The sequence below is a fragment of the Sphingopyxis sp. genome (genome assembly GCF_051861155.1).
Lineage (GTDB): Bacteria > Pseudomonadota > Alphaproteobacteria > Sphingomonadales > Sphingomonadaceae > Sphingopyxis.
Map to the genome: position 1 here is coordinate 128953 of NZ_JBHYDE010000004.1, position 19500 is coordinate 148452.

At 65.0% G+C, this 19500-nt stretch carries 23 protein-coding genes; 18 read left to right on the forward strand and 5 right to left on the reverse strand.

Going from position 1 to position 19500, the window contains the following annotated elements:
- Positions 1–30: 30 nt before the first annotated feature.
- From ACTIFP_RS08805 to ACTIFP_RS08815, 3 genes are all read right to left on the reverse strand, one after another.
- The gene (locus ACTIFP_RS08805) at positions 31–1209 is read right to left on the reverse strand and encodes an NAD(P)/FAD-dependent oxidoreductase (protein WP_439568341.1); all 1179 of its coding nucleotides are present in this window, start codon (positions 1207–1209) and stop codon (positions 31–33) included.
- 145 nt (positions 1210–1354) lie between these two features.
- The gene (locus ACTIFP_RS08810) at positions 1355–1534 is read right to left on the reverse strand and encodes a hypothetical protein (protein WP_062177561.1); all 180 of its coding nucleotides are present in this window, start codon (positions 1532–1534) and stop codon (positions 1355–1357) included.
- Positions 1531–2007 carry a GreA/GreB family elongation factor gene (locus tag ACTIFP_RS08815; RefSeq protein WP_439568566.1) on the reverse strand — a complete coding sequence of 159 codons (477 nt, stop codon included), beginning with the start codon at positions 2005–2007 and terminating at the stop codon, positions 1531–1533. Before ACTIFP_RS08815 ends, ACTIFP_RS08810 begins: the two co-directional genes overlap by 4 nt.
- Before the next feature lie 162 nt (positions 2008–2169).
- Between ACTIFP_RS08815 and ACTIFP_RS08820 the strand changes: the two genes are divergently transcribed.
- From ACTIFP_RS08820 to ACTIFP_RS08855, 8 genes are read left to right on the forward strand one after another with little or no spacing between them, the layout of a single operon-like run.
- Positions 2170–2463, forward strand: a complete 294-nt coding sequence (locus ACTIFP_RS08820; protein ID WP_439568342.1) for a BufA1 family periplasmic bufferin-type metallophore — start codon at positions 2170–2172, stop codon at positions 2461–2463.
- 5 nt (positions 2464–2468) lie between these two features.
- On the forward strand, positions 2469–3335 hold the full coding sequence (gene bufB, locus ACTIFP_RS08825) for an MNIO family bufferin maturase (protein WP_439568343.1): 867 nt from the start codon (positions 2469–2471) through the stop codon (positions 3333–3335).
- Positions 3328–4023: an HvfC/BufC family peptide modification chaperone gene (locus ACTIFP_RS08830; RefSeq protein ID WP_439568344.1), complete on the forward strand. Its 696-nt coding sequence runs from the start codon at positions 3328–3330 to the stop codon at positions 4021–4023. Before bufB ends, ACTIFP_RS08830 begins: the two co-directional genes overlap by 8 nt.
- Before the next feature lie 3 nt (positions 4024–4026).
- Positions 4027–4485, forward strand: coding sequence for a DoxX family protein (locus ACTIFP_RS08835; protein WP_439568345.1), 459 nt, complete (start codon positions 4027–4029; stop codon positions 4483–4485).
- Positions 4482–5003 (forward strand): sigma-70 family RNA polymerase sigma factor, encoded by a 522-nt coding sequence (locus ACTIFP_RS08840; RefSeq protein ID WP_439568346.1) that lies wholly within the window; start codon positions 4482–4484, stop codon positions 5001–5003. Before ACTIFP_RS08835 ends, ACTIFP_RS08840 begins: the two co-directional genes overlap by 4 nt.
- Before the next feature lies 1 nt (position 5004).
- The gene (locus tag ACTIFP_RS08845) at positions 5005–5655 is read left to right on the forward strand and encodes an NrsF family protein (RefSeq protein WP_439568347.1); all 651 of its coding nucleotides are present in this window, start codon (positions 5005–5007) and stop codon (positions 5653–5655) included.
- A gap of 59 nt (positions 5656–5714) precedes the next feature.
- Complete coding sequence (locus ACTIFP_RS08850; RefSeq protein ID WP_439568348.1) at positions 5715–6482, forward strand: head GIN domain-containing protein; 768 nt, start codon at positions 5715–5717, stop codon at positions 6480–6482.
- A gap of 43 nt (positions 6483–6525) precedes the next feature.
- Positions 6526–7239 carry a head GIN domain-containing protein gene (locus tag ACTIFP_RS08855; RefSeq protein ID WP_439568349.1) on the forward strand — a complete coding sequence of 238 codons (714 nt, stop codon included), beginning with the start codon at positions 6526–6528 and terminating at the stop codon, positions 7237–7239.
- 475 nt (positions 7240–7714) lie between these two features.
- Here the strand turns inward: ACTIFP_RS08855 and ACTIFP_RS08860 are convergent, their stop codons facing one another.
- Positions 7715–8518, reverse strand: a complete 804-nt coding sequence (locus tag ACTIFP_RS08860) for an SDR family oxidoreductase (protein WP_439568350.1) — start codon at positions 8516–8518, stop codon at positions 7715–7717.
- A gap of 109 nt (positions 8519–8627) precedes the next feature.
- On the opposite strand from ACTIFP_RS08860, the gene ACTIFP_RS08865 reads away from it, so the two are divergent.
- The 4 genes from ACTIFP_RS08865 (at position 8628) to ACTIFP_RS08880 (ending at position 12731) form a co-directional block, all read left to right on the forward strand.
- Positions 8628–9143: a hypothetical protein gene (locus tag ACTIFP_RS08865; RefSeq protein WP_439568351.1), complete on the forward strand. Its 516-nt coding sequence runs from the start codon at positions 8628–8630 to the stop codon at positions 9141–9143.
- Positions 9144–9278: 135 nt separating this feature from the next.
- Positions 9279–9530 carry a hypothetical protein gene (locus tag ACTIFP_RS08870; protein ID WP_439568352.1) on the forward strand — a complete coding sequence of 84 codons (252 nt, stop codon included), beginning with the start codon at positions 9279–9281 and terminating at the stop codon, positions 9528–9530.
- Positions 9531–9636: 106 nt separating this feature from the next.
- Positions 9637–12372: a preprotein translocase subunit SecA gene (gene secA, locus ACTIFP_RS08875; RefSeq protein WP_439568353.1), complete on the forward strand. Its 2736-nt coding sequence runs from the start codon at positions 9637–9639 to the stop codon at positions 12370–12372.
- Positions 12372–12731: a winged helix-turn-helix domain-containing protein gene (locus ACTIFP_RS08880; protein WP_439568354.1), complete on the forward strand. Its 360-nt coding sequence runs from the start codon at positions 12372–12374 to the stop codon at positions 12729–12731. The genes secA and ACTIFP_RS08880 overlap by 1 nt, the downstream gene beginning before the upstream one ends.
- Here ACTIFP_RS08880 and ACTIFP_RS08885 read toward each other — a convergent pair.
- Positions 12708–13148, reverse strand: a complete 441-nt coding sequence (locus ACTIFP_RS08885) for a hypothetical protein (RefSeq protein WP_439568355.1) — start codon at positions 13146–13148, stop codon at positions 12708–12710. The two genes, ACTIFP_RS08880 and ACTIFP_RS08885, sit on opposite strands and share 24 nt — an antisense overlap.
- Before the next feature lie 74 nt (positions 13149–13222).
- Here ACTIFP_RS08885 and ACTIFP_RS08890 point away from each other — a divergent pair, with 74 nt between their 5' ends.
- From ACTIFP_RS08890 to ACTIFP_RS08915, 6 genes are all read left to right on the forward strand, one after another.
- Positions 13223–13957 carry a sulfite exporter TauE/SafE family protein gene (locus ACTIFP_RS08890; protein WP_439568356.1) on the forward strand — a complete coding sequence of 245 codons (735 nt, stop codon included), beginning with the start codon at positions 13223–13225 and terminating at the stop codon, positions 13955–13957.
- Positions 13958–14145: 188 nt separating this feature from the next.
- The gene (locus ACTIFP_RS08895; RefSeq protein WP_439568357.1) at positions 14146–15543 is read left to right on the forward strand and encodes a circularly permuted type 2 ATP-grasp protein; all 1398 of its coding nucleotides are present in this window, start codon (positions 14146–14148) and stop codon (positions 15541–15543) included.
- Positions 15544–15718: 175 nt separating this feature from the next.
- Positions 15719–16660, forward strand: a complete 942-nt coding sequence (locus tag ACTIFP_RS08900; protein WP_439568358.1) for an alpha-E domain-containing protein — start codon at positions 15719–15721, stop codon at positions 16658–16660.
- Complete coding sequence (locus ACTIFP_RS08905; RefSeq protein WP_439568359.1) at positions 16657–17460, forward strand: transglutaminase family protein; 804 nt, start codon at positions 16657–16659, stop codon at positions 17458–17460. The genes ACTIFP_RS08900 and ACTIFP_RS08905 overlap by 4 nt, the downstream gene beginning before the upstream one ends.
- A gap of 48 nt (positions 17461–17508) precedes the next feature.
- Positions 17509–18240 (forward strand): peptidase, encoded by a 732-nt coding sequence (locus ACTIFP_RS08910; RefSeq protein ID WP_439568360.1) that lies wholly within the window; start codon positions 17509–17511, stop codon positions 18238–18240.
- A gap of 46 nt (positions 18241–18286) precedes the next feature.
- Positions 18287–19474: a serine hydrolase domain-containing protein gene (locus ACTIFP_RS08915; RefSeq protein WP_439568361.1), complete on the forward strand. Its 1188-nt coding sequence runs from the start codon at positions 18287–18289 to the stop codon at positions 19472–19474.
- Positions 19475–19500: the final 26 nt, after the last annotated feature.

Consider the following 19500-nt stretch of genomic DNA (forward strand, 5'->3'; position numbering starts at 1 on the left):
ACAGGCCGACAGAAAAGGGGCTCAATGGGCTTAAATCACCTGGCCGGCGGCAACACCGCTGGCCCATGCCCATTGAAAATTATAGCCGCCTAACCACCCTGTGACATCTACGGCCTCGCCGACCGCATAGAGGTTTGCGACGGTTTTGGCCATCATTGTTTGCGAGGATAGGTTTGCAGTCGAGATTCCGCCGACGGTGACCTCGGCTTTGGCGAAGCCTTCGGTACCGTTGGGGCGGAATATCCAATTGCCGAGGCGCGATTCGGCGTCGGCGAGTTTGCGGTCGGTCTGGGCGCCAAGTTCGCCGGGCAGCGCAAGGCGCTCGGCGAGCGTTTCGGCAAGGCGGTCGGGCAGCAGCGCGGCGAGCGCGGCGCGCAGGGTGATGCGCGGGCGGCTGCGTTTGGCGTCCGTCAGCCAGCCTTGCGGCGCAGCCGGCAGCAGGTCGATCGTGACCGGCTCGCCGTGGCGCCAATAGCTGCTGACTTGCAGAATGGCCGGCCCCGAAAGCCCTTTGTGGGTGAAGAGGGCCGCCTCACGAAACGCCGCCTTGCCCGCGCGCGCCTCGACCGGCGCGGCGATGCCCGACAAGGTGCGGAACAGCACATCGTCGCCGCCGAGGGTCAGCGGGACGAGCGCCGGGCGCGGTTCGACGACCTTCAATCCGAACTGGCGCGCGAGGTCATAGGCGAAGCCGGTGGCGCCCATTTGCGGGATCGATGGGCCGCCGGTCGCGATCACCAGCGCCGGGGCTGCGAAACGCTGGTCGCCGAACCCGACGCCGAATTTGCCGTCGGCATGGGTGACGTCGGCTACCGGCTGGCCGGTGCGCACATCGACACCGCCCTTGGCGCATTCCGCGAGCAGCATCGCGACGATCTGTTTCGCCGACCCGTCGCAGAACAGCTGGCCGAGGGTTTTTTCGTGATAGGCGACGCCGTAACGCTCGACGAGTGCGATGAAATCGGCGGGGGTGTAGCGGGCCAGCGCCGATTTCGCGAAATGCGGGTTGGCCGACAGGAAGCGGTCGGGCGCGGTGTTCACATTGGTAAAATTGCAGCGTCCGCCGCCCGAAATCAGGATTTTCTTGCCCACCTGATCGGCATGGTCGAGCAGCAGCACGCGCCGCCCGCGCTGCCCCGCGACCGCGGCGCACATCAGCCCGGCCGCGCCGGCACCCAGCACGATGGCGTCGAATTCGGTGGCCGTCATGCGGTCAGACGCGCGATCATATTTGTTTGAATCGTCATCCCGGCGAAGGCCGGGATCTCGACCTCGCATTCAGGCGCACCGGTGAGATCCCGGCCTTCGCCGGGATGACAGACAAGAGAAGGAGGCGCTTCAGTCCCGAGCATAATCAGTGCAGCTTCGCAATCGACAGGCCGTCGGCCTTGGCGCGGACCTTCACCGATTCCTCGCTGCGCGTCAGTGCCTTTGCGATGGCCTTCAGCGCCATGCCCTTTTTCGCGAGCGTGTGGAGCTTGTCGATTTCGGCCGGAGTCCACGGCTGTTTGTGGCGTTCGAACTTGTCCTTCATGCCTGCGTCTCCGGATCGGTTTCGACGGCGAGGATCGCGATCGCATCCTCGCGGTCCTGATATTCGACGCTCTCACCGGCTTCGGCGCCCATCAGCGCGCGGGCGAGCGGGGCGGAAAAGGCGATCGACCCAAGCGTCGGTTCGGCCTCGTCACCGCCGACGATGGTGATCCGCTTCTCTGCCTTGTTCAGCCGGTACGTCACGCGGCTGCCTACGCCGATGCCGCCATCCGCGGGCGGCGCCTGGACCTCCGCGGTCGACTGGCGGGTGTGGAAATAGCGCAGGCGGCGCTGCAATTTTTTGCGCGCTTCCGCGTCGGTGGTTCCCGCAATCTCGGCCTCGATCTGCGCGACCGCTTCGCCGAGCAGGCGCAGCCCGCGCGGCGTCACCCAGTTCGGGCCGACCGCGATGGGCAGCTCGAATTCGGGTTCCTTATGCTCGTCGTCGCCTTCGCGGCGAAACGCTACGCTCATAGTCTGCTTTCCGGTCGAAATCGTAAAAAACTGCCCCTGCGCGCCGAAGGTGGCGACAAAATGGCGCCGCCCGTCGGCGGCCGACGTAACCTTCGGGTGGTTGCCCGCGAAACTCCTGTCGATGCCATCCCCCGCATCATCCATTCCACGGGAGTATCCATTATGTCGAATAGCCTGAAACTGTCGCTCGCCGCCTCGGCAATCCTCGCCATGGCCGCCGGTGCGGTCGCGGTGCCCGCCGCCGCTGCCGATGGCGCCAAGGAAAAATGCTATGGCGTGTCGCTGAAGGGCAAGAATGATTGCGCTGCCGGTCCTGGCACCAGCTGCGCCGGCACCTCGACCGTCGATTACCAGGGCAACGCCTGGAAGCATGTCGCCAAGGGCAGCTGTGAAAAGATGGGCGGCACGCTGGCCGCGCACAAGGGCAACGCCAAGCCGGTCGCCAAAAAGCGCTGAGCCCCATGTCCCCCCACCCGCTCCGTGACTTGCCGCAACGCGCCGGGTTCGGGCTGAAGCCCGAACATTATGCCGACGTGCTGGCGGCGGCGGAGCGGGGTGCCCCGCCCGCCTGGGCCGAAGTACACCCCCAAAATTACTTCGGCGCAGGCGGGCCTCCGCATCGCTGGCTGACCGCGATCGCGGCGCATGTTCCGCTGAGCTTCCATTCGGTCGGGCTGTCGCTGGGATCGGCGTCGGGTGTTGATGATGGCGAGTTGGAATCGCTCGCGGCGCTCTGCGACCGTTATGAACCGGCGATGGTGTCGGATCACCTTAGCTGGAGCAACGGCCCGGACGACAAATTCCCCGACCTGCTGCCCATCCCTTACAGCCATGCGGCGCTCGATCATTTCGTCTGCGAAGTCGGGCGCGTGCAGGATCGGCTGCGGCGGCCGATGCTGATCGAAAACCCCTCGCGCTATCTCGCTTATACCGGCGACGACTGGGACGAGGTCGACTTCCTCCACGAACTATGCCGCCGCGCCGGATGCGGACTCCTGCTCGACATCAACAATGTCGAGGTGTCGGCGTTCAACCTCGGCCGCGATCCGGCGCCGTGGGTCGCGGCCTTTGATCCGGCGCGGGTCGGCGAAGTGCATGTCGCTGGGCATAGCCGCAAGGATGACGACATCGGCGGCACGATCGCGATCGACGACCATGGGTCGGCGGTGCGGCAAAGCTGCTGGGATTTGCTCGCGGCCTTTCTCCGCCGCACCGGGGCGAAGCCGGTGCTGGTCGAATGGGACAGCGATGTTCCCGATTATGCGACGCTGATGGCCGAAGTGGCCAAGGCCGACGCGCTGCTGGTGCGCGAGCCGGTCGATGCGTGAAGGGCAGGCGGCGATCGCCGCGGCGCTGCTGCGCGGCCCCGACCATCTGCCTGCCACATTATTTGCCGGCGATGGCGCCGCGGTGCTGCGCGGGCTGCGGGTGCATGCCAACACCATCTCGCACGCGCGGCTGGTTGCGCTCGAAGACACATTTCCCCGCATCCGTGACCATCTGGGCGCGGCCGAATTCAACCGGGTTTCGCGGGCCTTTCTGGATGTCGGCGGCGCGCAGGGGCGGCCGCTGGCGCGGATCGGCGCGGGCTTTCCGGACTGGCTCGCCGATCCGCTCGCGGCCGATCTGGCGCGCGCCGAATGGGCGTGGCTCGAATGCTATCATGCCGCCGATGCCGCGGCGCTTATGCTCGCCGATCTGGCCGGGCTGGACGAAACGGCACTGCTGAGCCTTGCCGTGCGGCGCCGTCCGGCGGTGCGCGTGGTGGCGTTGACGCGCCCTGCCGCGCCGCTGCTCGATCCCGGCTTGGCGCGCGACGTCCGCGCGCTGCTCATCACGCGGCCCGATGCTGAGGTGCGGCTGCTGGCGATCGACCCCGCGGACGTGGCGGCGCTGGATATGGCGAGCGAAATGACGCCGCTCGGTAACCTCATCGCGCATCTCGCCGAAAGACATCCCGAAGGCGGTGCCGCCGTCGCGGCGCTGATCGCCGCCGGGGCGTTCGAGAGGGTTTGAGCGATGAAGCGGATAATATCATTTTATGATCGCGCGGTTGCGCTGGCGGCGGGCCGCATTCCCGAAGCCATGGCGCTACTGCTGCTGCGTCTCGCGCTCGCCGGCGTGTTCTGGCGATCGGGACAGACCAAAGTGGTCGAGGGCGGCCTGCTGCAAATCGACCCGGCGCAATATGATCTGTTCGCATCGGAATTTTCCGGCCTGCCGCTCGATCCGGTTATCGCGGTGCCGCTGACCACCTACGCCGAGCATCTGTTCCCGATCCTGCTCCTCCTCGGCCTCGCCACGCGGCTGTCGGCTGCGGCTTTGCTGGTGATGACGCTGGTGATCCAGATCTTCGTGTTTCCCGATGCCTGGTGGCCGGTGCATTCATTGTGGGCCGCGATGGCGGCGATCTTGATCGTGCGCGGCGGCGGGCTGTTCTCGCTCGACACGATCATTGCTAGGCTGCGGCGCAGATGAGCATCGACGAACCCTCGCTGGCGCGGTTGATGGCAGCATCGCAGCGCGGCGACCGCGCCGCCTATCGCGCGTTGCTGAACGATTCGCGCCAGTGGCTGGCGCGTTATTTCGCGCGCCGCATCGCGCCGCATCAGATCGACGATCTGGTGCAGGAAACCCTGGTTTCGATGCACCGCAAGCTTGCGACCTGGGACAACAGCCGGCCGTTCCTGCCCTGGCTGGCGGCGATCGCGCGCTATCGCTGGATCGACATGTTGCGCCGCCAGCGCGACGAGGTCGAACTGGGCGAGGGCGACGCGGCGGTCGGGGCCGAGGACGAGGTCGTCCACGCTCGCCTCAGCCTCGACCGCATGCTCACCCTGCTTCCAGCCGGACAGGCGCAGGCGATTACGCTGGTCAAGATCGAAGGTGCCTCGATCGCCGAAGCATCGCAGATTTGCGGGCAAAGCGAGTCGCTGGTGAAGGTGAATATCCATCGCGGGCTTAAGAAGCTGGCGCAACTGATTGAGAGCGAATGACATGACCGAAGCATCGATCGATACGCTGATCGACGACTTGGCGGGCGAACTCGAACCCGTGCGCCCGCGCCGCGTCGCGCGCGGGTCTTTGTGGGTCGCGGGCGGCTGGTTCGTCGGCGCGGCAATGCTGCTGTGGCTTGTCGGCCCGCGGCACGATCTCGCCGACGGTGCGATGATGCCGCCGCTGCCGCTGCTGGCCTTTTGGTTGATCGTCGCGCTGGGTTTTGCCGCGGCGTGGAGCGCGCTGCGGATGGGATTGCCAGGCGTCGGCCGCGATTACAGCGGTTGGCGCTGGGCGGGGCTGGCGGCGCTGGCGCTGCCCTTTTCCGCGCTCGTCATGGCGTTTGGCGATGGTCATGCGGCGATGGAAGCGGCGCACCCCGAAAACGGGATGCACTGTCTGGTGCAGGGCGTGTTCGCGGGTCTTGGCGTCGGCGCCGCGCTGTTCGCCTGGCTGAAGGGCGGGGCGCCGACATCGCCGACGCGCGCCGGCTGGGTAATCGGCATCGCGGCGGGCGCCGCCGGGGCGACGATTGTCGCGCTGCATTGTGCGTCGAATGACATGATCCATATCGCGCTGTGGCACGGGCTGGCGGTCGCGCTGTCGGGGATTGCGGGCCGGGCGCTGCTGGCGCCGCTGCTGCGCTGGTAGCATCGCTGGACAGCGAATCTTCTGTGTGTTATGTCGATAACACACGAAGGAGATTTGCGATGCGTAACTGGACGATGGCGGTGTTGCCGCTGGCTTTGGCGATGACCGTCACCGCGTGCAACGGCGCCGACCATAAGGACGGCGAGTCGGCGGGCAAGGGCGAGGCGACGCGGTCGGCCGACGCGGGTCCGGTCACGACCAAAAGCTATGCGCTGACCGGTTTTACCGAGGTCAAGGTTGCCGGCCCCGACGATGTCACAATTCGCCAGGGCGATGCCTTTGCGATCAGCGCCAAGGGACCGCAGGCAATCCTCGACCGGCTCGAGATCGAAGCCGATGGGCCGACGCTCTCGATCGGGCGCAAGCGCGAAGGCTTCAGTTTTTCGAGCCGCGACGATGACGATGTCGAAATCACCATCACCATGCCCCGGCTTAACGGGGTGCGCCTGACCGGCTCGGGAACGATCGCCGCCGACAGCGTCGACGGCGATGCGGTCGAGGCGGTGGTCACCGGTTCGGGCGACCTCAAGATCGCGAAACTCACCGGCAAGCGCGCCGACATCAGCGTGTCGGGATCGGGCGATATCGAGATCGGCGGCGGCACGGTCGGCGCAGGCGAATATAGCGTCACCGGATCGGGCGACATCGATGCCGACGGGCTGGTTGCGCAGACGCTCGAAGTGTCGGTCACCGGATCGGGCAATGTCGAGGCGCAGGCGACCGGCACGGCCGAGGTCAGCATCATGGGGTCGGGCGACGTGACGCTGGGCGGCGGCGCGAAATGTTCCTCGCGCCAGATGGGATCGGGTTCGGTCACCTGCCAGTGACGCGGTGCTGGTGCCGCCTGCCGCAAAGCGGTATGGCGGCACCATGACCCTTGCTATCCGAAGCGCCGCGGTTGCGGCCGTCGCCTTGCTCGCCATCTCCCCCGCGGCGGCCGCCGAAAAGCGGTTCGGCCTGACCAGTTTCGAGGCGATCGAGGTCAATGCCGATTATGCGATCGAAGTGACGACGCGCGCGCCGGTCGGCGCGGTCGCGACAGGGCCGCAGGACGCGCTCGACCGGCTGACCATCGACGCGCGCGACGGGCGGCTGGTGATCGGCCAGCGCCAGTTTGCGGGCGACGCGGATCGCCGGGCGCCGCGCGGCGCGGTGACGATCCGCATCAACGCCGCGAACCTGCGATCCGCGACGATGGGCGGCGCCGGATCGCTGCGCATCGACCGGATGAAGGGAACGCGCGTCACCGTCGGCCTGCGCGGCCCCGGGACGCTTTCGGTCGGCGCGATCGCGACCGATCGGCTGTCGATTACGATGATCGGCAACGGCACGATGACCCTGGGCGGCGCCGCGAAACAGGCGCAGATGACGCTGTCGGGCGCCGGCCTGTTCGACGCGGGCGCGCTAGCGGTCGATGCGCTGACCTTTGACGGCGAAGGCGCGGGCGACCACATGCTGCACGCGGTCAAGACCGCCGCGGTAACCGCGCGCGGCGTCGGCAAGACCGTCGTGCTCGGCAAGCCGGTGTGCACGGTGCGCAATGTCGGCAATGGGTCGGTGCAATGCGGGGCGGTGAAGAAATAGTCTTTTGTCAGACGTTGGAATGGTGGGTTCGGGCCGTTATCGACCGAAAGCTGCCGTTCCCCGGCGAAAGCCGGGGTCCAGGGCGTCATAACGCGACGCCGGCTATATACCGCTCTGGGCCCCGGCGTTCGCCGGGGAACAGATTATAGCAGAGGCGTCCGCTCCCCACCTCAAAGCTGCCATCCGCCGCTCAAAAAAACGCTTTCCTACATTTTTCGGCTGTGCCAGCCTTCATCTCAGCTCTTTCAATTTGTAGGAAAAATCGGTCGCCGCCCGGATTCCGGGCGCGGCCAAGATCTGGCCGCCCTCTGTCCACCGCACACGACAAACCGGGCGCTGCAATGGGCTGAACTTTCCTGAACTTTGGCATGCTGGCCCGGTGTACACGCCGACAGGATCGCGGCCCCGGCCCGCGATAATCGAAGATGGAATTGTCCGCTCCCTACCCCAAAGCGGACCTCCGGCGGCAGGGCGCTTACTGCCTCGCCGTGCCCAGCCCGTCGATTTTCTTCGACTGGCGCATGATCAGCCCGGGGAACCAGCGCGCCAGCCGCGCCAGCCGCTTCGCCATCTTGCCAACCGTTACATGAACCTTGTCGCCGTGAACCGCTGCCCACGCCGCTTCGGCGACGCGTTCGACCGGGACGATCTCCAACCCGCTTTGCGACAGGCGGTCACGCGCCGGTTCGTTGCTGTCGGCGCTGACCTGATCGAGCAGCGGAGTGTCAATGAAGCCCGGCATCAGCGAGCGGACCTTGATGCCATGTTTGGCGAACTCGATTTCGAGCGCCTCGGTCAATCCGCGCACCGCGAATTTGGTCGCCGAGTAAATGGCAAGCCCGGCGACGCCGTAAAATCCCGACGCCGATCCGGTGTTCAGGATCGCCGATCCCGACGTCGCCCTGAGCAAGGGCAAAGCGGCATAGATGCCGTTGACGACGCCGCCGAAATTGATCGCGATCAGCCGATCGGCTTCGGCGGGCGGCATGTCGGCGAACTGGCCGCCGGTACCGATCCCGGCGTTGTTGAACAGCACGTCGAGCCGCCCGCCGCTGGCCCTGGCAAATTCGCCGAGCGCCGCGGCCCACTGGTCGCGGTCGCGCACGTCCATGACGTGGCGCGACGATGCGCCTTCGGGAAGCAGCGCGGCGGTTTCGTCGATCCCGGCGCGGTTGACGTCGGCGATGCCGACGAACCAGCCCTGTCCGGCAAAATGGCGCGCGACCGCGCGGCCGATGCCCGACCCGCCGCCGGTGATGAAAATCGCCTTCCGTGCCATCCAGCCCCTCCTTACATTCATGTCAGTGCGACAAGATGCCAAGTTGACGTGTGCGTCAAGCGGCAATGACGGCTTGGCAAGATGGCGGACCGCTGGCTAAGAGGCGGCGATGACCCGCGGCCTGCGCCTGATCTTCCTGTCGTTGCTGATGCTGTGCGCCGGACTCGCCGTCCCGGCGCGCGCCGAGGTGGTCGTGAGCTTTTACAGCCATGATTTCGGCGACCGTTTCCCGCACGCGTTCATCGTGCTGAAGGGCAAGCTCGACGCGACGGGGGAGGCGGTTGATGCGAATTACGGCTTCACCGCGACGTCGGTCAGCCCCGCGATCCTGTTCGGATCGGTGAAGGGCCATGTGGAATCGTCAAAGCCCGACTATATCGCCAAGAGCGATCGCCAGTTCGACGTGATCGTCGACGACGCGACCTATGCGCGGCTGATGGCGAAGGTCGCCGAGTGGCGCGACCGCGAACAGCCGAGTTATAGTTTGAACAAACGCAATTGCGTGCATTTCGTGATGGAGCTGGCTGAGATTGTCGGGCTCAAGGTCAACCGCCAGAGCAAATTGTTCAAGAAGCCGAAGAGTTTCCTGATCGAGGTCAGGGAGCTGAACCCGGCGTTGGGTTGAGGGGCGTTGGATCGTGAGACCGCTCGCCACCCCCTAGACGCCGCCCCAGTTTCACCCTATGTTCAGGAAACGGGGCGCAATATCTTGGGCTCCGGACGACGACAGGGGCGATTCTTGCGGTTATTGCTGACCCTTTTGGCATTGCTGACCGGCCTGGCGACCGCCGACCGGGCGGTTGCCGCGCCTGCCGTTCCGGCGGCGATGGGCGCGCTGGTCCTGCTTGCCGAAACCGCGGGCCAGGCCGAAGTCAGCGATAGCGAACGCCGCCCGACCACGACGACACCGACCCGGCGGAGCAGCGGCGGTTGTGCGTGCCGTAAGCCGCGCAAGGCGCCGCCGACGCATCTTCCCGGCCTGCTCACCGGCAGCGACCGCGCGCTCGAATAGAGCGATGCCTTAGCGTCCTGTTTTTCAGGCGCCGCCCCGCAATGGGGTTTTGCACATTGTTGCGGCGCCCGCGCCGCCCTTTCATTCATATTCCAAGGAATCCTAGATGTTTTCTGGCCTCGCCAAGAGCCTGTTCGGCTCGTCCAACGACCGTTATGTCGCCTCGATCCGCAAGATCGTCGACAAGATCAATGCCTTTGAACCCGCAATGCAGGCGCTGGACGACACCGCGTTGCAGGCGCAGACGCAGGCGTTCCGCGACCGGCTCGACGCCGGTGAGACGCTCGACGACATCCTGCCCGAAGCCTTTGCGACGGTGCGCGAAGCCGCTGTCCGCACGCTCGGCATGCGCCATTTCGACGTCCAGATGATCGGCGGCATCGTCATGCACCGCGGCGAGATCGCCGAAATGGGGACGGGCGAGGGCAAGACGCTGGTCGCGACGCTCGCCGCCTATCTCAACGCGCTCGAAGGCAAGGGCGTGCATGTCGTCACCGTCAACGATTACCTCGCCCGCCGCGACGCCGAATGGATGGGGCAGGTCTATGGTTTCCTGGGGCTAACCACCGGGATCATCGTCCCCAACCTCAATGAATTGCAGCGCCGCGAAGCCTATGGCTGCGACATCACCTATGCGACGAACAACGAGCTGGGGTTCGATTATCTGCGCGACAATATGAAGTTCGACCGTCAGCAGATGGTCCATCGCACCTTCAATTTCGCGATCGTCGACGAGGTCGATTCAATCCTGATCGACGAGGCGCGCACCCCGCTGATTATTTCGGGCCCGACCGACGACAAGTCCGAGCTGTATATCCGCGTCAACGCGATCGTCCTTCAGCTGGTCGACGAGGATTATGAGAAGGACGAAAAGTCGAAGTCGATCAACCTGACCGAAGACGGCACCGAGCATGTCGAACGGCTGCTCGAGGAAGCCGGGCTGCTTCAGGGCAGCAACCTTTATGACATCGAGAACACCCAGGTCGTCCATCACGTCAATCAGGCGCTGAAGGCGATCCAGATGTTCCGCATCGACACCGATTATATCGTCAAGGACGGCAAGGTCGTTATCATCGACGAGTTCACCGGCCGCATGATGGACGGGCGCCGCTGGTCCGACGGTCTGCACCAGGCGGTCGAAGCCAAAGAAGGCGTGCAAATCGAGCCCGAGAACCAGACGCTGGCGTCGATCACCTTCCAGAATTATTTCCGCATGTATCCCAAGCTGTCGGGGATGACCGGCACCGCGGCGACCGAGGCGGCGGAATTTTTCGACATCTACAAGATGAATGTCGTCAACATCCCGACCAATCGCCCGATCGCGCGCATCGACGACGAGGATGAATTCTACAAGAATATCACCGACAAGTTCGGCGCGATCGCCAAGACGATCCGCGAAGCGAACGAGCGCGGCCAGCCGGTGCTGGTCGGCACCGTGTCGATCGAAAAATCCGAGCTGTTGTCCTCCTACCTCGAAAAAGAAGGCGTCGCGCACAGCGTTTTGAATGCGCGTTTCCACGAAAGCGAGGCGCACATCGTGGCGCAGGCGGGGCGCACCGGCGCGGTCACCATCGCGACCAACATGGCGGGCCGCGGCACCGACATCAAATTGGGCGGCAACGAAGAATTCCGCGTCGACGACGAGTTGAAGGATATGTCCGAAGGCGCCGAGCGCGAGGCCGCGATCGCGCGGATCCACGCCGAAGTCGCCGCCGAGCGCGAAGCGGTGAAGGCCGCGGGCGGGCTGTTCGTGCTCGCCACCGAACGCCACGAAAGCCGCCGCATCGACAACCAGCTGCGCGGCCGTTCGGGACGCCAGGGCGACCCGGGCCTGTCGAAATTCTACCTCTGCCTCGACGATGATTTGCTGCGCATCTTCGGCCCCGACACGCTGTTTTCCAAGATGATGAACAAGAATCTGGAGGACGGCGAGGCGATCGGATCGAAATGGCTGTCGAAGGCGATCGAGACCGCACAGAAAAAGGTCGAGGCGCGCAACTACGACATCCGCAAGCAGGTCGTCGAATATGACAACGTCATGAACGACCAGCGCAAGGTGATCTATGAACAGCGCGGCGAGATCATCGACAGCGAGACCGTCGACGAGGTGATGGTCGCGATGCGCGCCGAGACGGTCAATGCGATCGTTGCCGACGCCTGCCCGCCGGGCAGCTATCCCGAGCAATGGGACATCGAACAGATGAAGGAGCGCGTCGCCAACATCCTCGACCTGTCGCCGCCGATCGACGACTGGATGCAGGAAGACGCGGTCGATCCCGAAATCTTTGAAGAGCGCATCCAGGCGCAGGCCGATGCGGTTGCGGCCGAAAAGGCGGCACTGGTCGATCAGGATACGTGGAAGGGCATCGAAAAATCGGTGCTGCTCCAGACGCTCGACCATCATTGGAAAGAACATCTCGCCACGCTCGACGCGCTGCGTCAGGTGGTGTTCCTGCGCGCCTATGCCCAGAAACAGCCGATCAACGAATATAAGCAGGAAGCGTTCGCGCTGTTTGAACGCATGTTGTCGAACATCCGCGAAGATGTGACGCGCACCGTTGCGCGCATCGACCTGCGCTTTGATGAGCCCGAGCCGATGCCGCTCCCCGACCTGCCCGATTTCCTGACCACCCACCTCGACCCGTTCACCGGCGAGGACAATAGCGGCGACATCGATGGCGGCGAACTGGGGGTGATTGCCAACACGCTGCCGCCGATGCAGGCGCCGCGCCCTGATATGCCCGAGGGCGAGAATCCTTATGCGGCACTCGACATCAGCCGCAACGCGCCGTGCCCCTGCGGATCGGGCCGCAAGTATAAGCATTGCCACGGCCAGATCTGATGGCGGACGCCGGCCGGGTCGAGCTGCGGCTGCGGATCCGGCTTGGCGATGCCATCGCGATGGGGCCGGGCAAGGCCGATCTGCTCGATGCGATCGACGCCGCGGGTTCGATCTCGGCGGCGGCACGCCTGCTGGGCATGAGCTATCGCCGCGCCTGGTTGTTGGTCGAGGAAATGAACCGCTGTTTCAACGTGCCGCTCGTCGAGACCAGGCCGGGCGCAGGGGCGCAGCTGAGCGATCCAGCGCGCGCGGTGCTGGCGGCGTATCGTGCCAGCGATGCGGCGGCGGCCGCGGCGACGGCCAAGGCGGCGGCGCCGATTATCGCCGCGCTCCGGTCAGGGCGCCCGGACGACCAGTAACCGCACGCTGGCGCGCTCGGCTTTCGATAACGCCAGCTCATAAATCCCCGCCGACAAGGTGAACCAAACGATTTTGCGGATGCCCGAACAGGCGGGGCCATGGCCGTGTTCGACCGACGCGAGCGGCATGGCGTTCGCGGCGACATCGATCCAGACCTTGGTATCGGCGGCAACGCCATAACGCCCCGCTTCGGCGATGCGGAGCGACCGCGACGCCGCGCCATTGTGCAGCGCCAGCGTCACCGGCCTGCCCACTGTGACGGCGGCCACGGCATCATTTTCGGGCAGCGTCCACGCCGCTAGCGGAGTGGCGCCGAGGTCGGCCGGCGCGGCGCACGGCGCGGTCATCGGTTCGGCGGCGTTCACCGGTGCTGCGGCGGCGATCAGCAAGGCGAGCGGGGCGCGGCGTGGCGGCATGGCGATCGGTCCTTTGGTTTGGCGAATCTATATTCACGTGTATATGGCTTGCCCGAGCAAACAAGGGGGATTTCATGACTGGGCTGGCGATTGCCTTTGGTTTTACTGCGTTGCTCTATGCCGCGGTCGGGTTTGGCGGCGGATCGACTTACACCGCGCTGCTGCTGCTCGGCGGCGTCGCGGTCGGGCTCGTCCCGGCGATCAGCCTGGCGTGTAACGTCATCGTCGTCAGCGGCGGGACGATCCGCTTTGCGCGCGCCGGAGTGATGCCGTGGGCAAAGGCGCTGCCGCTCGTCGCCGTCGCGGCGCCGCTCGCCTTTATGGGCGGGCTGACTCCGGTGAAGCAGGGAGTGCTGGTCACGCTGCTCGGCCTGTCGCTGCTCGCGTCGGCGCTGGCGCTGCTGGTCCAGCCGCAGACCGCCCGGCCGGTCAAACTGCGACCGATGTTCCTGCTGCCGATCGCGGCGGCGCTCGGCTATCTTGCTGGGGTGGTCGGCATTGGCGGCGGCATTTTTCTGGCACCGATCCTGCACCTGATCCGCTGGGCCGAGGAACGGTCAGTGGCGGCGACCGCGAGCCTCTTCATCCTCGTTAACAGCCTGTTCGGGCTGACCGGCCAGTTGATCAAGGGCAAGGGTGACGCGATGGTCGGCGCCGTCGCCAGCCACTGGCCGTTGCTGGTCGCGGTGTTGATCGGCGGCGCGATCGGCACCCAGCTTGCGGTGAAGAGCGGCCCCGCGACGCTGATCCGGCGGCTGACCGCCTTGCTCGTCGGCTTCGTCGCGATCCGCCTGCTGTTTGGTTTCTAACGCTTTCTTGCGCTCTTGCCTTCCCGTGCGGCGGTGCTAGCATTCCGGCATAAGCTTGGTGGCCATGTAGCCGGCGGGCGACGCAGCAGCTGGAATGAAAAAGCGCCGCGCACGCCCAAAGCATCGGGGGCGCGGCAACGGGCGGCATGTTGCGTGGAAAGGGCGGACGCATTTCCTTTTTCGATGAAATGAACAGCCAGGATGGCGAGACCCGGTCGCCCTATCGCGAATATTGCGGGTGGTTCGCGGCCGAGGATGCGGCGCGCATCCAGCACAAGGCGGTGCAGGCCGAGGCGCTGTTCCGTACCACCGGGATCACCTTCAACGTCTATGGCGCCGCCGACGGCGACGAACGGCTGATCCCTTTCGACGTCGTGCCGCGGATCATTTCGGCCAGCGAATGGCGCCGCCTGTCGCGGGGCATCGAACAGCGGGTGCGGGCACTCAACGCCTTCCTCCATGACATCTATCACCGGCAGGAGATTCTACGCGCCGGGCGGGTGCCGACCGAATTGATCGCGGGGAATGCGGCGTTCCTGCCGATGATGATGGGGCTCGACCCGCCGGGCGGCATCTATACCCATATCAGCGGCACCGACATCGTGCGCACCGGCGCCAATGAATTTTACGTGCTCGAGGATAACGCGCGTACCCCGTCGGGGGTGTCGTACATGCTCGAAAACCGCGAAACGATGCTCCAGATGTTTCCCGAGCTGTTCGCGAAAGTGCCGGTGCGCGAGGTCAGCGATTATCCGATCAATCTCTTGAAATCGCTCTCCGCCTGCGCGCCGCCGGCGTGCGGCGGGACGCCGACGGTCGCGGTGCTGACCCCGGGCATCCACAACAGCGCCTATTACGAACACAGCTTCCTGGCGGACCATATGGGCGCCGAGCTGGTCGAGGGACACGACCTGCGCGTCGTCGACGGGCGCGTCGCGATGCGCACGACGCAGGGGTATAAGGCGATCGACGTCATCTATCGCCGCGTTGACGATGATTTCCTCGACCCACTGAACTTTCGTTCCGATTCGATGCTGGGGGTGCCGGGCATCTGGGACGTCTATCGCGCCGGGGGCATCACCATCGCCAACGCGCCGGGCACCGGGATCGCCGACGACAAGGCGCTGTACAGCTACATGCCCGACATCATCGAATTCTACACGGGCGAAAAGGCGCTGCTGCCCAATGTGCCGACCTGGCGCTGTTCGGAACCCGATCACCTGCGCGAAGTGCTCGACCGCTTGCCCGAACTGGTGGTCAAGGAAGTCCACGGATCGGGCGGTTACGGCATGCTGGTCGGCCCCGCCGCGAGCAAGAAGGAACTCGCGGCGTTCCGCGCCAAGCTGGAGGCGAACCCGAGCAATTATATCGCGCAGCCGACGCTGTCGCTGTCGACCGTACCGATCTTTACCAAAAAGGGATTGGCACCGCGCCACGTCGATCTGCGGCCGTTCGTGCTGATGTCGCCGCAGGGGATCACGATCACGCCGGGCGGGTTGACCCGCGTCGCGATGACCAGGGGATCGCTGGTGGTGAATTCGAGCCAGGGCGGCGGCACCAAAGATACCTGGGTGTTGGAGGATTGATGGGGGCGCTACCAACCCTCCCTCGTCATTGCGAGGAGCCGAAGGCGACGCGGCGATCCAGAGTGTGCGGTAACCGCCCTGGATTGCTTCGCTCGCGCAACGCGCGAGTTTATCCTGAGCGCCTGCAAGGCAGTCGAAGGGCTCGCAATGACGATGCTTTTGGAAGCACGAGCTGATGCTGGGCAAGACCGCAGGCAGCCTCTTCTGGATGGCGCGCTATCTTGAGCGCAGCGAAAACAACGCGCGGTTGATCGACGCGGGGTTCCGTATCGCGCTCACCCGCTCATCGACCGCCGCCGCCGAATGGAAATCGGTGTTGGTGACCGCAGGGGTCAATCAGGCGTTTCAGGCGGCGCATGGCGACTATAGTTCGGCGCGGGTGATCGATTTCCTGCTCCGCGACCCGGCGAACCCGTCGAGCATATTGTCGGTGATCAAGCTGGCGCGCGACAATGCGCGCACCGCGCGCACCGCGCTGACGCGCGAGACGTGGGAGGCGGTGAACACCAGCTGGATGACGCTGGTCGCGCTGCTCAAACGACCCGTGCGCGAAGACGATCTGCCCGATGTGCTGACGACGATCCGCCAGCAGAGCGCGCACGTCCGCGGCGCGCTTAACGGCACGATGCTGCGCAACGACGGATTCCATTTCTCGCTGCTCGGCACCTTTCTGGAGCGCGCCGACAACACCGCGCGCATCCTCGACGTCAAATATTATCTGCTGCTGCCCTCGGTCGCGCATATCGGCACGACGATCGACAATGTGCAGTGGGAGACGATCCTGCGTTCGGTGTCGGCGCACCGCGCCTATCGCTGGCTTTACGGGGCGGAGATCAGCGCGCTCAAGATCGCCGAGTTCCTGATCCTCTATCGCCAGATGCCGCGTAGCCTGGCGTTCTGCTGCGAACGGATGGAGGATAATCTGGCGCAGCTCCAGCGCGGTTATGGCGAGGAGACCGAGGCGGGGCGGATGGCGCATGCGCTGACCCACGAAAAGCTCGCCGGGCCGATCCAGTCGATTTTCGATGGCGGTCTGCATCAATATGTGACCGGCTTTCTGCGCGACACCGCCACCCTCGCGCGGCAGATCGAGCGCGATTACAGGTTTGTCGAATGAAACTGCGCGTCGAACATATCACCCGCTATCAATATGATACGCCGGTCAGCTACGCACTGCAGCAGCTCAAACTGACGCCAAAGGACCGGCCGGGGCAGCAGCATATCGTCGACTGGGCGATCGACATCGAGGGCGGTGCGCAGCAGCTGCACTATACCGACCATCACGGCAACGGCGTCGACCTGATCGCGATCCACGGCGGCGTGAGCGAACTGACGATCCGTTGCCACGGCACGGTCGAACTCGAAACTTGGGACGGGGTGATCGGGGTGCACCGCGGCGCGATGCCGCTATGGACCTTTCTGCGCCCGACGCCGCTGACCCGCGCGGGGCGGCAGGTACGCGCGCTGACCGCGCAGCTGGGCCGCGACCATGCGAGTGACATCGAGCGCGCGCATGCCCTGTCGGCGCTGATCATCGACCGGCTGGCGTATAGGGTCGGCGTCACCAATGCCGAAACGACCGCCGAACAGGCGCTCGCCAGCGAAGGCGGGGTGTGCCAGGATCACGCGCATATCTTCATCGCTGCGATGCGCCATCTGGGGCATCCGGCGCGTTATGTGTCGGGTTATCTGATGATGAACGACCGCACCCAGCAGGATGCGACGCACGCCTGGGCCGAGGCGCATTTCGATCATATCGGCTGGATCGGTTTCGACGTCAGCAACGGCCATTCGCCCGACCAGCGCTATATCCGCGTCGCGACGGGGCTCGACTACCGCGACGCGGCCCCGGTTCGCGGCATGCGTTATGGTGCGGCGCAGGAAAATCTGGTTGTTCAATTGCAGGTCCAGCAATAAGCGGGCTCCGGGGACACAGGGCGATCCGGGGCGGGGATACGGGATTCGATGACTTATTGCGTTGGCATGCGTTTGAACAAAGGGCTGGTGTTCATGTCGGACACCCGCACCAACGCCGGTGTCGACGACATCGCGCAGGTCCGCAAGATGCGCAGCTGGCACGTCCCGGGCGAGCGCGTCATCACGCTGATGTCGGCGGGCAATCTGGCGACGACGCAGGCGGTCGTCAGCCTGCTCGACGAACGGACGAAAGCGCCCGAAGACCGCCATCCGTCGATCCTGGCGGCGCCGTCGATGTTCCAGATCGCGACGATCGTCGGCGAAACGCTGCGCCAGATCGTGATGCGCCATAATGGCGAAGGACCGGCGGCCGCCTCGCCCTTTCGCGCCTCGCTGATCGTCGGCGGGCAGATCAAGGGCGCCGAGCCGCGATTGTTCCTGATCTATCCCGAGGGTAATTTCATCGAAGCGGGCGAGGACAATCCGTTTTTCCAGATCGGCGAGACCAAATATGGCCGCCCGATCATCGTGCGCTCCTATGATCCCGCGATGTCGTTCGAGGATGCGGTCAAGCTGCTGTGCGTCTCGTTCGATTCGACGATCCGCGCCAACGCTGGCGTCGACCTGCCGATCGACCTGAAAATCCACGAGCGCGACGATTATGTGAGCGTGCGCGAACGACGGTTCGAGCGCAACGACCCTTATTTCGACAGCGTTGCCGACGGCTGGGCCGAAGCGCTGGGGATTGCGCTGGCTGAGCTTCCCGACTTTCATTTTTGATCGGCTTCGGCCACCGTCCCGAGACGACGAAACGGGAGGGATTGCCATGTCGCGCTGGATTGCCGCCGCACTTGTTCTGATCGCCAGTCCGGCGGCGGCGCAAGAGGCGGGCTTCGACAAGGCGCTGCGTGAGTTTCGCGCGCTGCATCGCGCCGAAATGGACAAATCGAACATCGCAGGTAGCAGCTTCTATGTCGTGCGGGACGGCCGCACCGTAGCCGCCGACCATCTGGGCGAGCAGGATGCCGAGGCGCATGTTCCGGTCGATGCCCGGACCATCTATCATTGGGCGTCGATCACCAAGACGATGACGGGCATCGCAATCATGCAGCTGCGCGATCGCGGCCTGCTCTCGCTCGACGATCCGATCGTGCGCTACGTTCCTGAACTTGCCGCGGTGCATAATCCGTATGGAGACACCGGCACGATCACGCTGCGCCAGTTGATGAGCCACAGCGCGGGCTTTCGCAGTGGGACATGGCCGTGGCGCGAGCATGACTGGCAGCCGTTCGAGCCGGCGGGCTGGTCGCAACTGGTGGCGATGCTGCCCTACACCCGAGTGGAGTTTGAACCGGGCAGCCGGTTCGGCTATTCCAACCCCGGCATCGTCTATCTGGGACAGGTGATCGAAAGGCTCTCTGGCGAGGATTATGAAGTCTATATCGACAAGAACATCCTGAAGCCGCTGGGCATGCACGCCAGCTATTTCGACCGCACCCCGCCGCACCTGCTGCCGCATCGCTCGCACAGCTATTATATCCGCGATGGCAAGCGCGTGGCGGCGCCGTTCGATGTCGATACCGGGGTGACGGTGTCGAATGGCGGGCTCAACGCGCCAATGCCCGACATGGCGAAATATGCGGCGTTCCTGCTCGGCGATCCGGCGCGGCAATCCGAATATGATCTGGTGCTGAAACGGTCGTCGCTTGAGGAGATGTGGACGCCGCAGATTTCGGCGGGCGAGGACTTTACGCAGGGCCGGATGGCGAAGACGACGCAGAGCGGGCTGTCCTTCTTCGTCGATCGCAGCGCCGGGGTGCGCTTTGTCGGGCATAATGGCGACCAGAACGGCTTTCGCGCCTACCTCAGCCTCTGCCCCGACCAGCGCGTCGGCAGCCTGCTGGCCTTCAACACCGAAACGCGCGGGGTGCAGAACAGCCCCGCCAATCGCGACACGGCGGAATCGCGCATCGCGCTGGCGACCGACAGTTTGTGCGGGGCGCTGGCGAAGTAGTCGGATCTTCCTTCTTGAGAATACGT

Excerpts from the sequence above, each read along its gene's own strand:
- ACTIFP_RS08805 (WP_439568341.1), bottom strand. The coding sequence starts at position 1,209 with ATGACGGCCACCGAATTCGACGCCATCGTGCTGGGTGCCGGCGCGGCC.
- ACTIFP_RS08810 (WP_062177561.1), bottom strand. The coding sequence starts at position 1,534 with ATGAAGGACAAGTTCGAACGCCACAAACAGCCGTGGACTCCGGCCGAA.
- ACTIFP_RS08815 (WP_439568566.1), bottom strand. The coding sequence starts at position 2,007 with ATGAGCGTAGCGTTTCGCCGCGAAGGCGACGACGAGCATAAGGAACCC.
- ACTIFP_RS08820 (WP_439568342.1), top strand. The coding sequence starts at position 2,170 with ATGTCGAATAGCCTGAAACTGTCGCTCGCCGCCTCGGCAATCCTCGCC.
- bufB (WP_439568343.1), top strand. The coding sequence starts at position 2,469 with ATGTCCCCCCACCCGCTCCGTGACTTGCCGCAACGCGCCGGGTTCGGG.
- ACTIFP_RS08830 (WP_439568344.1), top strand. The coding sequence starts at position 3,328 with ATGCGTGAAGGGCAGGCGGCGATCGCCGCGGCGCTGCTGCGCGGCCCC.
- ACTIFP_RS08835 (WP_439568345.1), top strand. The coding sequence starts at position 4,027 with ATGAAGCGGATAATATCATTTTATGATCGCGCGGTTGCGCTGGCGGCG.
- ACTIFP_RS08840 (WP_439568346.1), top strand. The coding sequence starts at position 4,482 with ATGAGCATCGACGAACCCTCGCTGGCGCGGTTGATGGCAGCATCGCAG.
- ACTIFP_RS08845 (WP_439568347.1), top strand. The coding sequence starts at position 5,005 with ATGACCGAAGCATCGATCGATACGCTGATCGACGACTTGGCGGGCGAA.
- ACTIFP_RS08850 (WP_439568348.1), top strand. The coding sequence starts at position 5,715 with ATGCGTAACTGGACGATGGCGGTGTTGCCGCTGGCTTTGGCGATGACC.
- ACTIFP_RS08855 (WP_439568349.1), top strand. The coding sequence starts at position 6,526 with ATGACCCTTGCTATCCGAAGCGCCGCGGTTGCGGCCGTCGCCTTGCTC.
- ACTIFP_RS08860 (WP_439568350.1), bottom strand. The coding sequence starts at position 8,518 with ATGGCACGGAAGGCGATTTTCATCACCGGCGGCGGGTCGGGCATCGGC.
- ACTIFP_RS08865 (WP_439568351.1), top strand. The coding sequence starts at position 8,628 with ATGACCCGCGGCCTGCGCCTGATCTTCCTGTCGTTGCTGATGCTGTGC.
- secA (WP_439568353.1), top strand. The coding sequence starts at position 9,637 with ATGTTTTCTGGCCTCGCCAAGAGCCTGTTCGGCTCGTCCAACGACCGT.
- ACTIFP_RS08880 (WP_439568354.1), top strand. The coding sequence starts at position 12,372 with ATGGCGGACGCCGGCCGGGTCGAGCTGCGGCTGCGGATCCGGCTTGGC.
- ACTIFP_RS08885 (WP_439568355.1), bottom strand. The coding sequence starts at position 13,148 with ATGCCGCCACGCCGCGCCCCGCTCGCCTTGCTGATCGCCGCCGCAGCA.
- ACTIFP_RS08890 (WP_439568356.1), top strand. The coding sequence starts at position 13,223 with ATGACTGGGCTGGCGATTGCCTTTGGTTTTACTGCGTTGCTCTATGCC.
- ACTIFP_RS08895 (WP_439568357.1), top strand. The coding sequence starts at position 14,146 with ATGAACAGCCAGGATGGCGAGACCCGGTCGCCCTATCGCGAATATTGC.
- ACTIFP_RS08900 (WP_439568358.1), top strand. The coding sequence starts at position 15,719 with ATGCTGGGCAAGACCGCAGGCAGCCTCTTCTGGATGGCGCGCTATCTT.
- ACTIFP_RS08905 (WP_439568359.1), top strand. The coding sequence starts at position 16,657 with ATGAAACTGCGCGTCGAACATATCACCCGCTATCAATATGATACGCCG.
- ACTIFP_RS08910 (WP_439568360.1), top strand. The coding sequence starts at position 17,509 with ATGACTTATTGCGTTGGCATGCGTTTGAACAAAGGGCTGGTGTTCATG.
- ACTIFP_RS08915 (WP_439568361.1), top strand. The coding sequence starts at position 18,287 with ATGTCGCGCTGGATTGCCGCCGCACTTGTTCTGATCGCCAGTCCGGCG.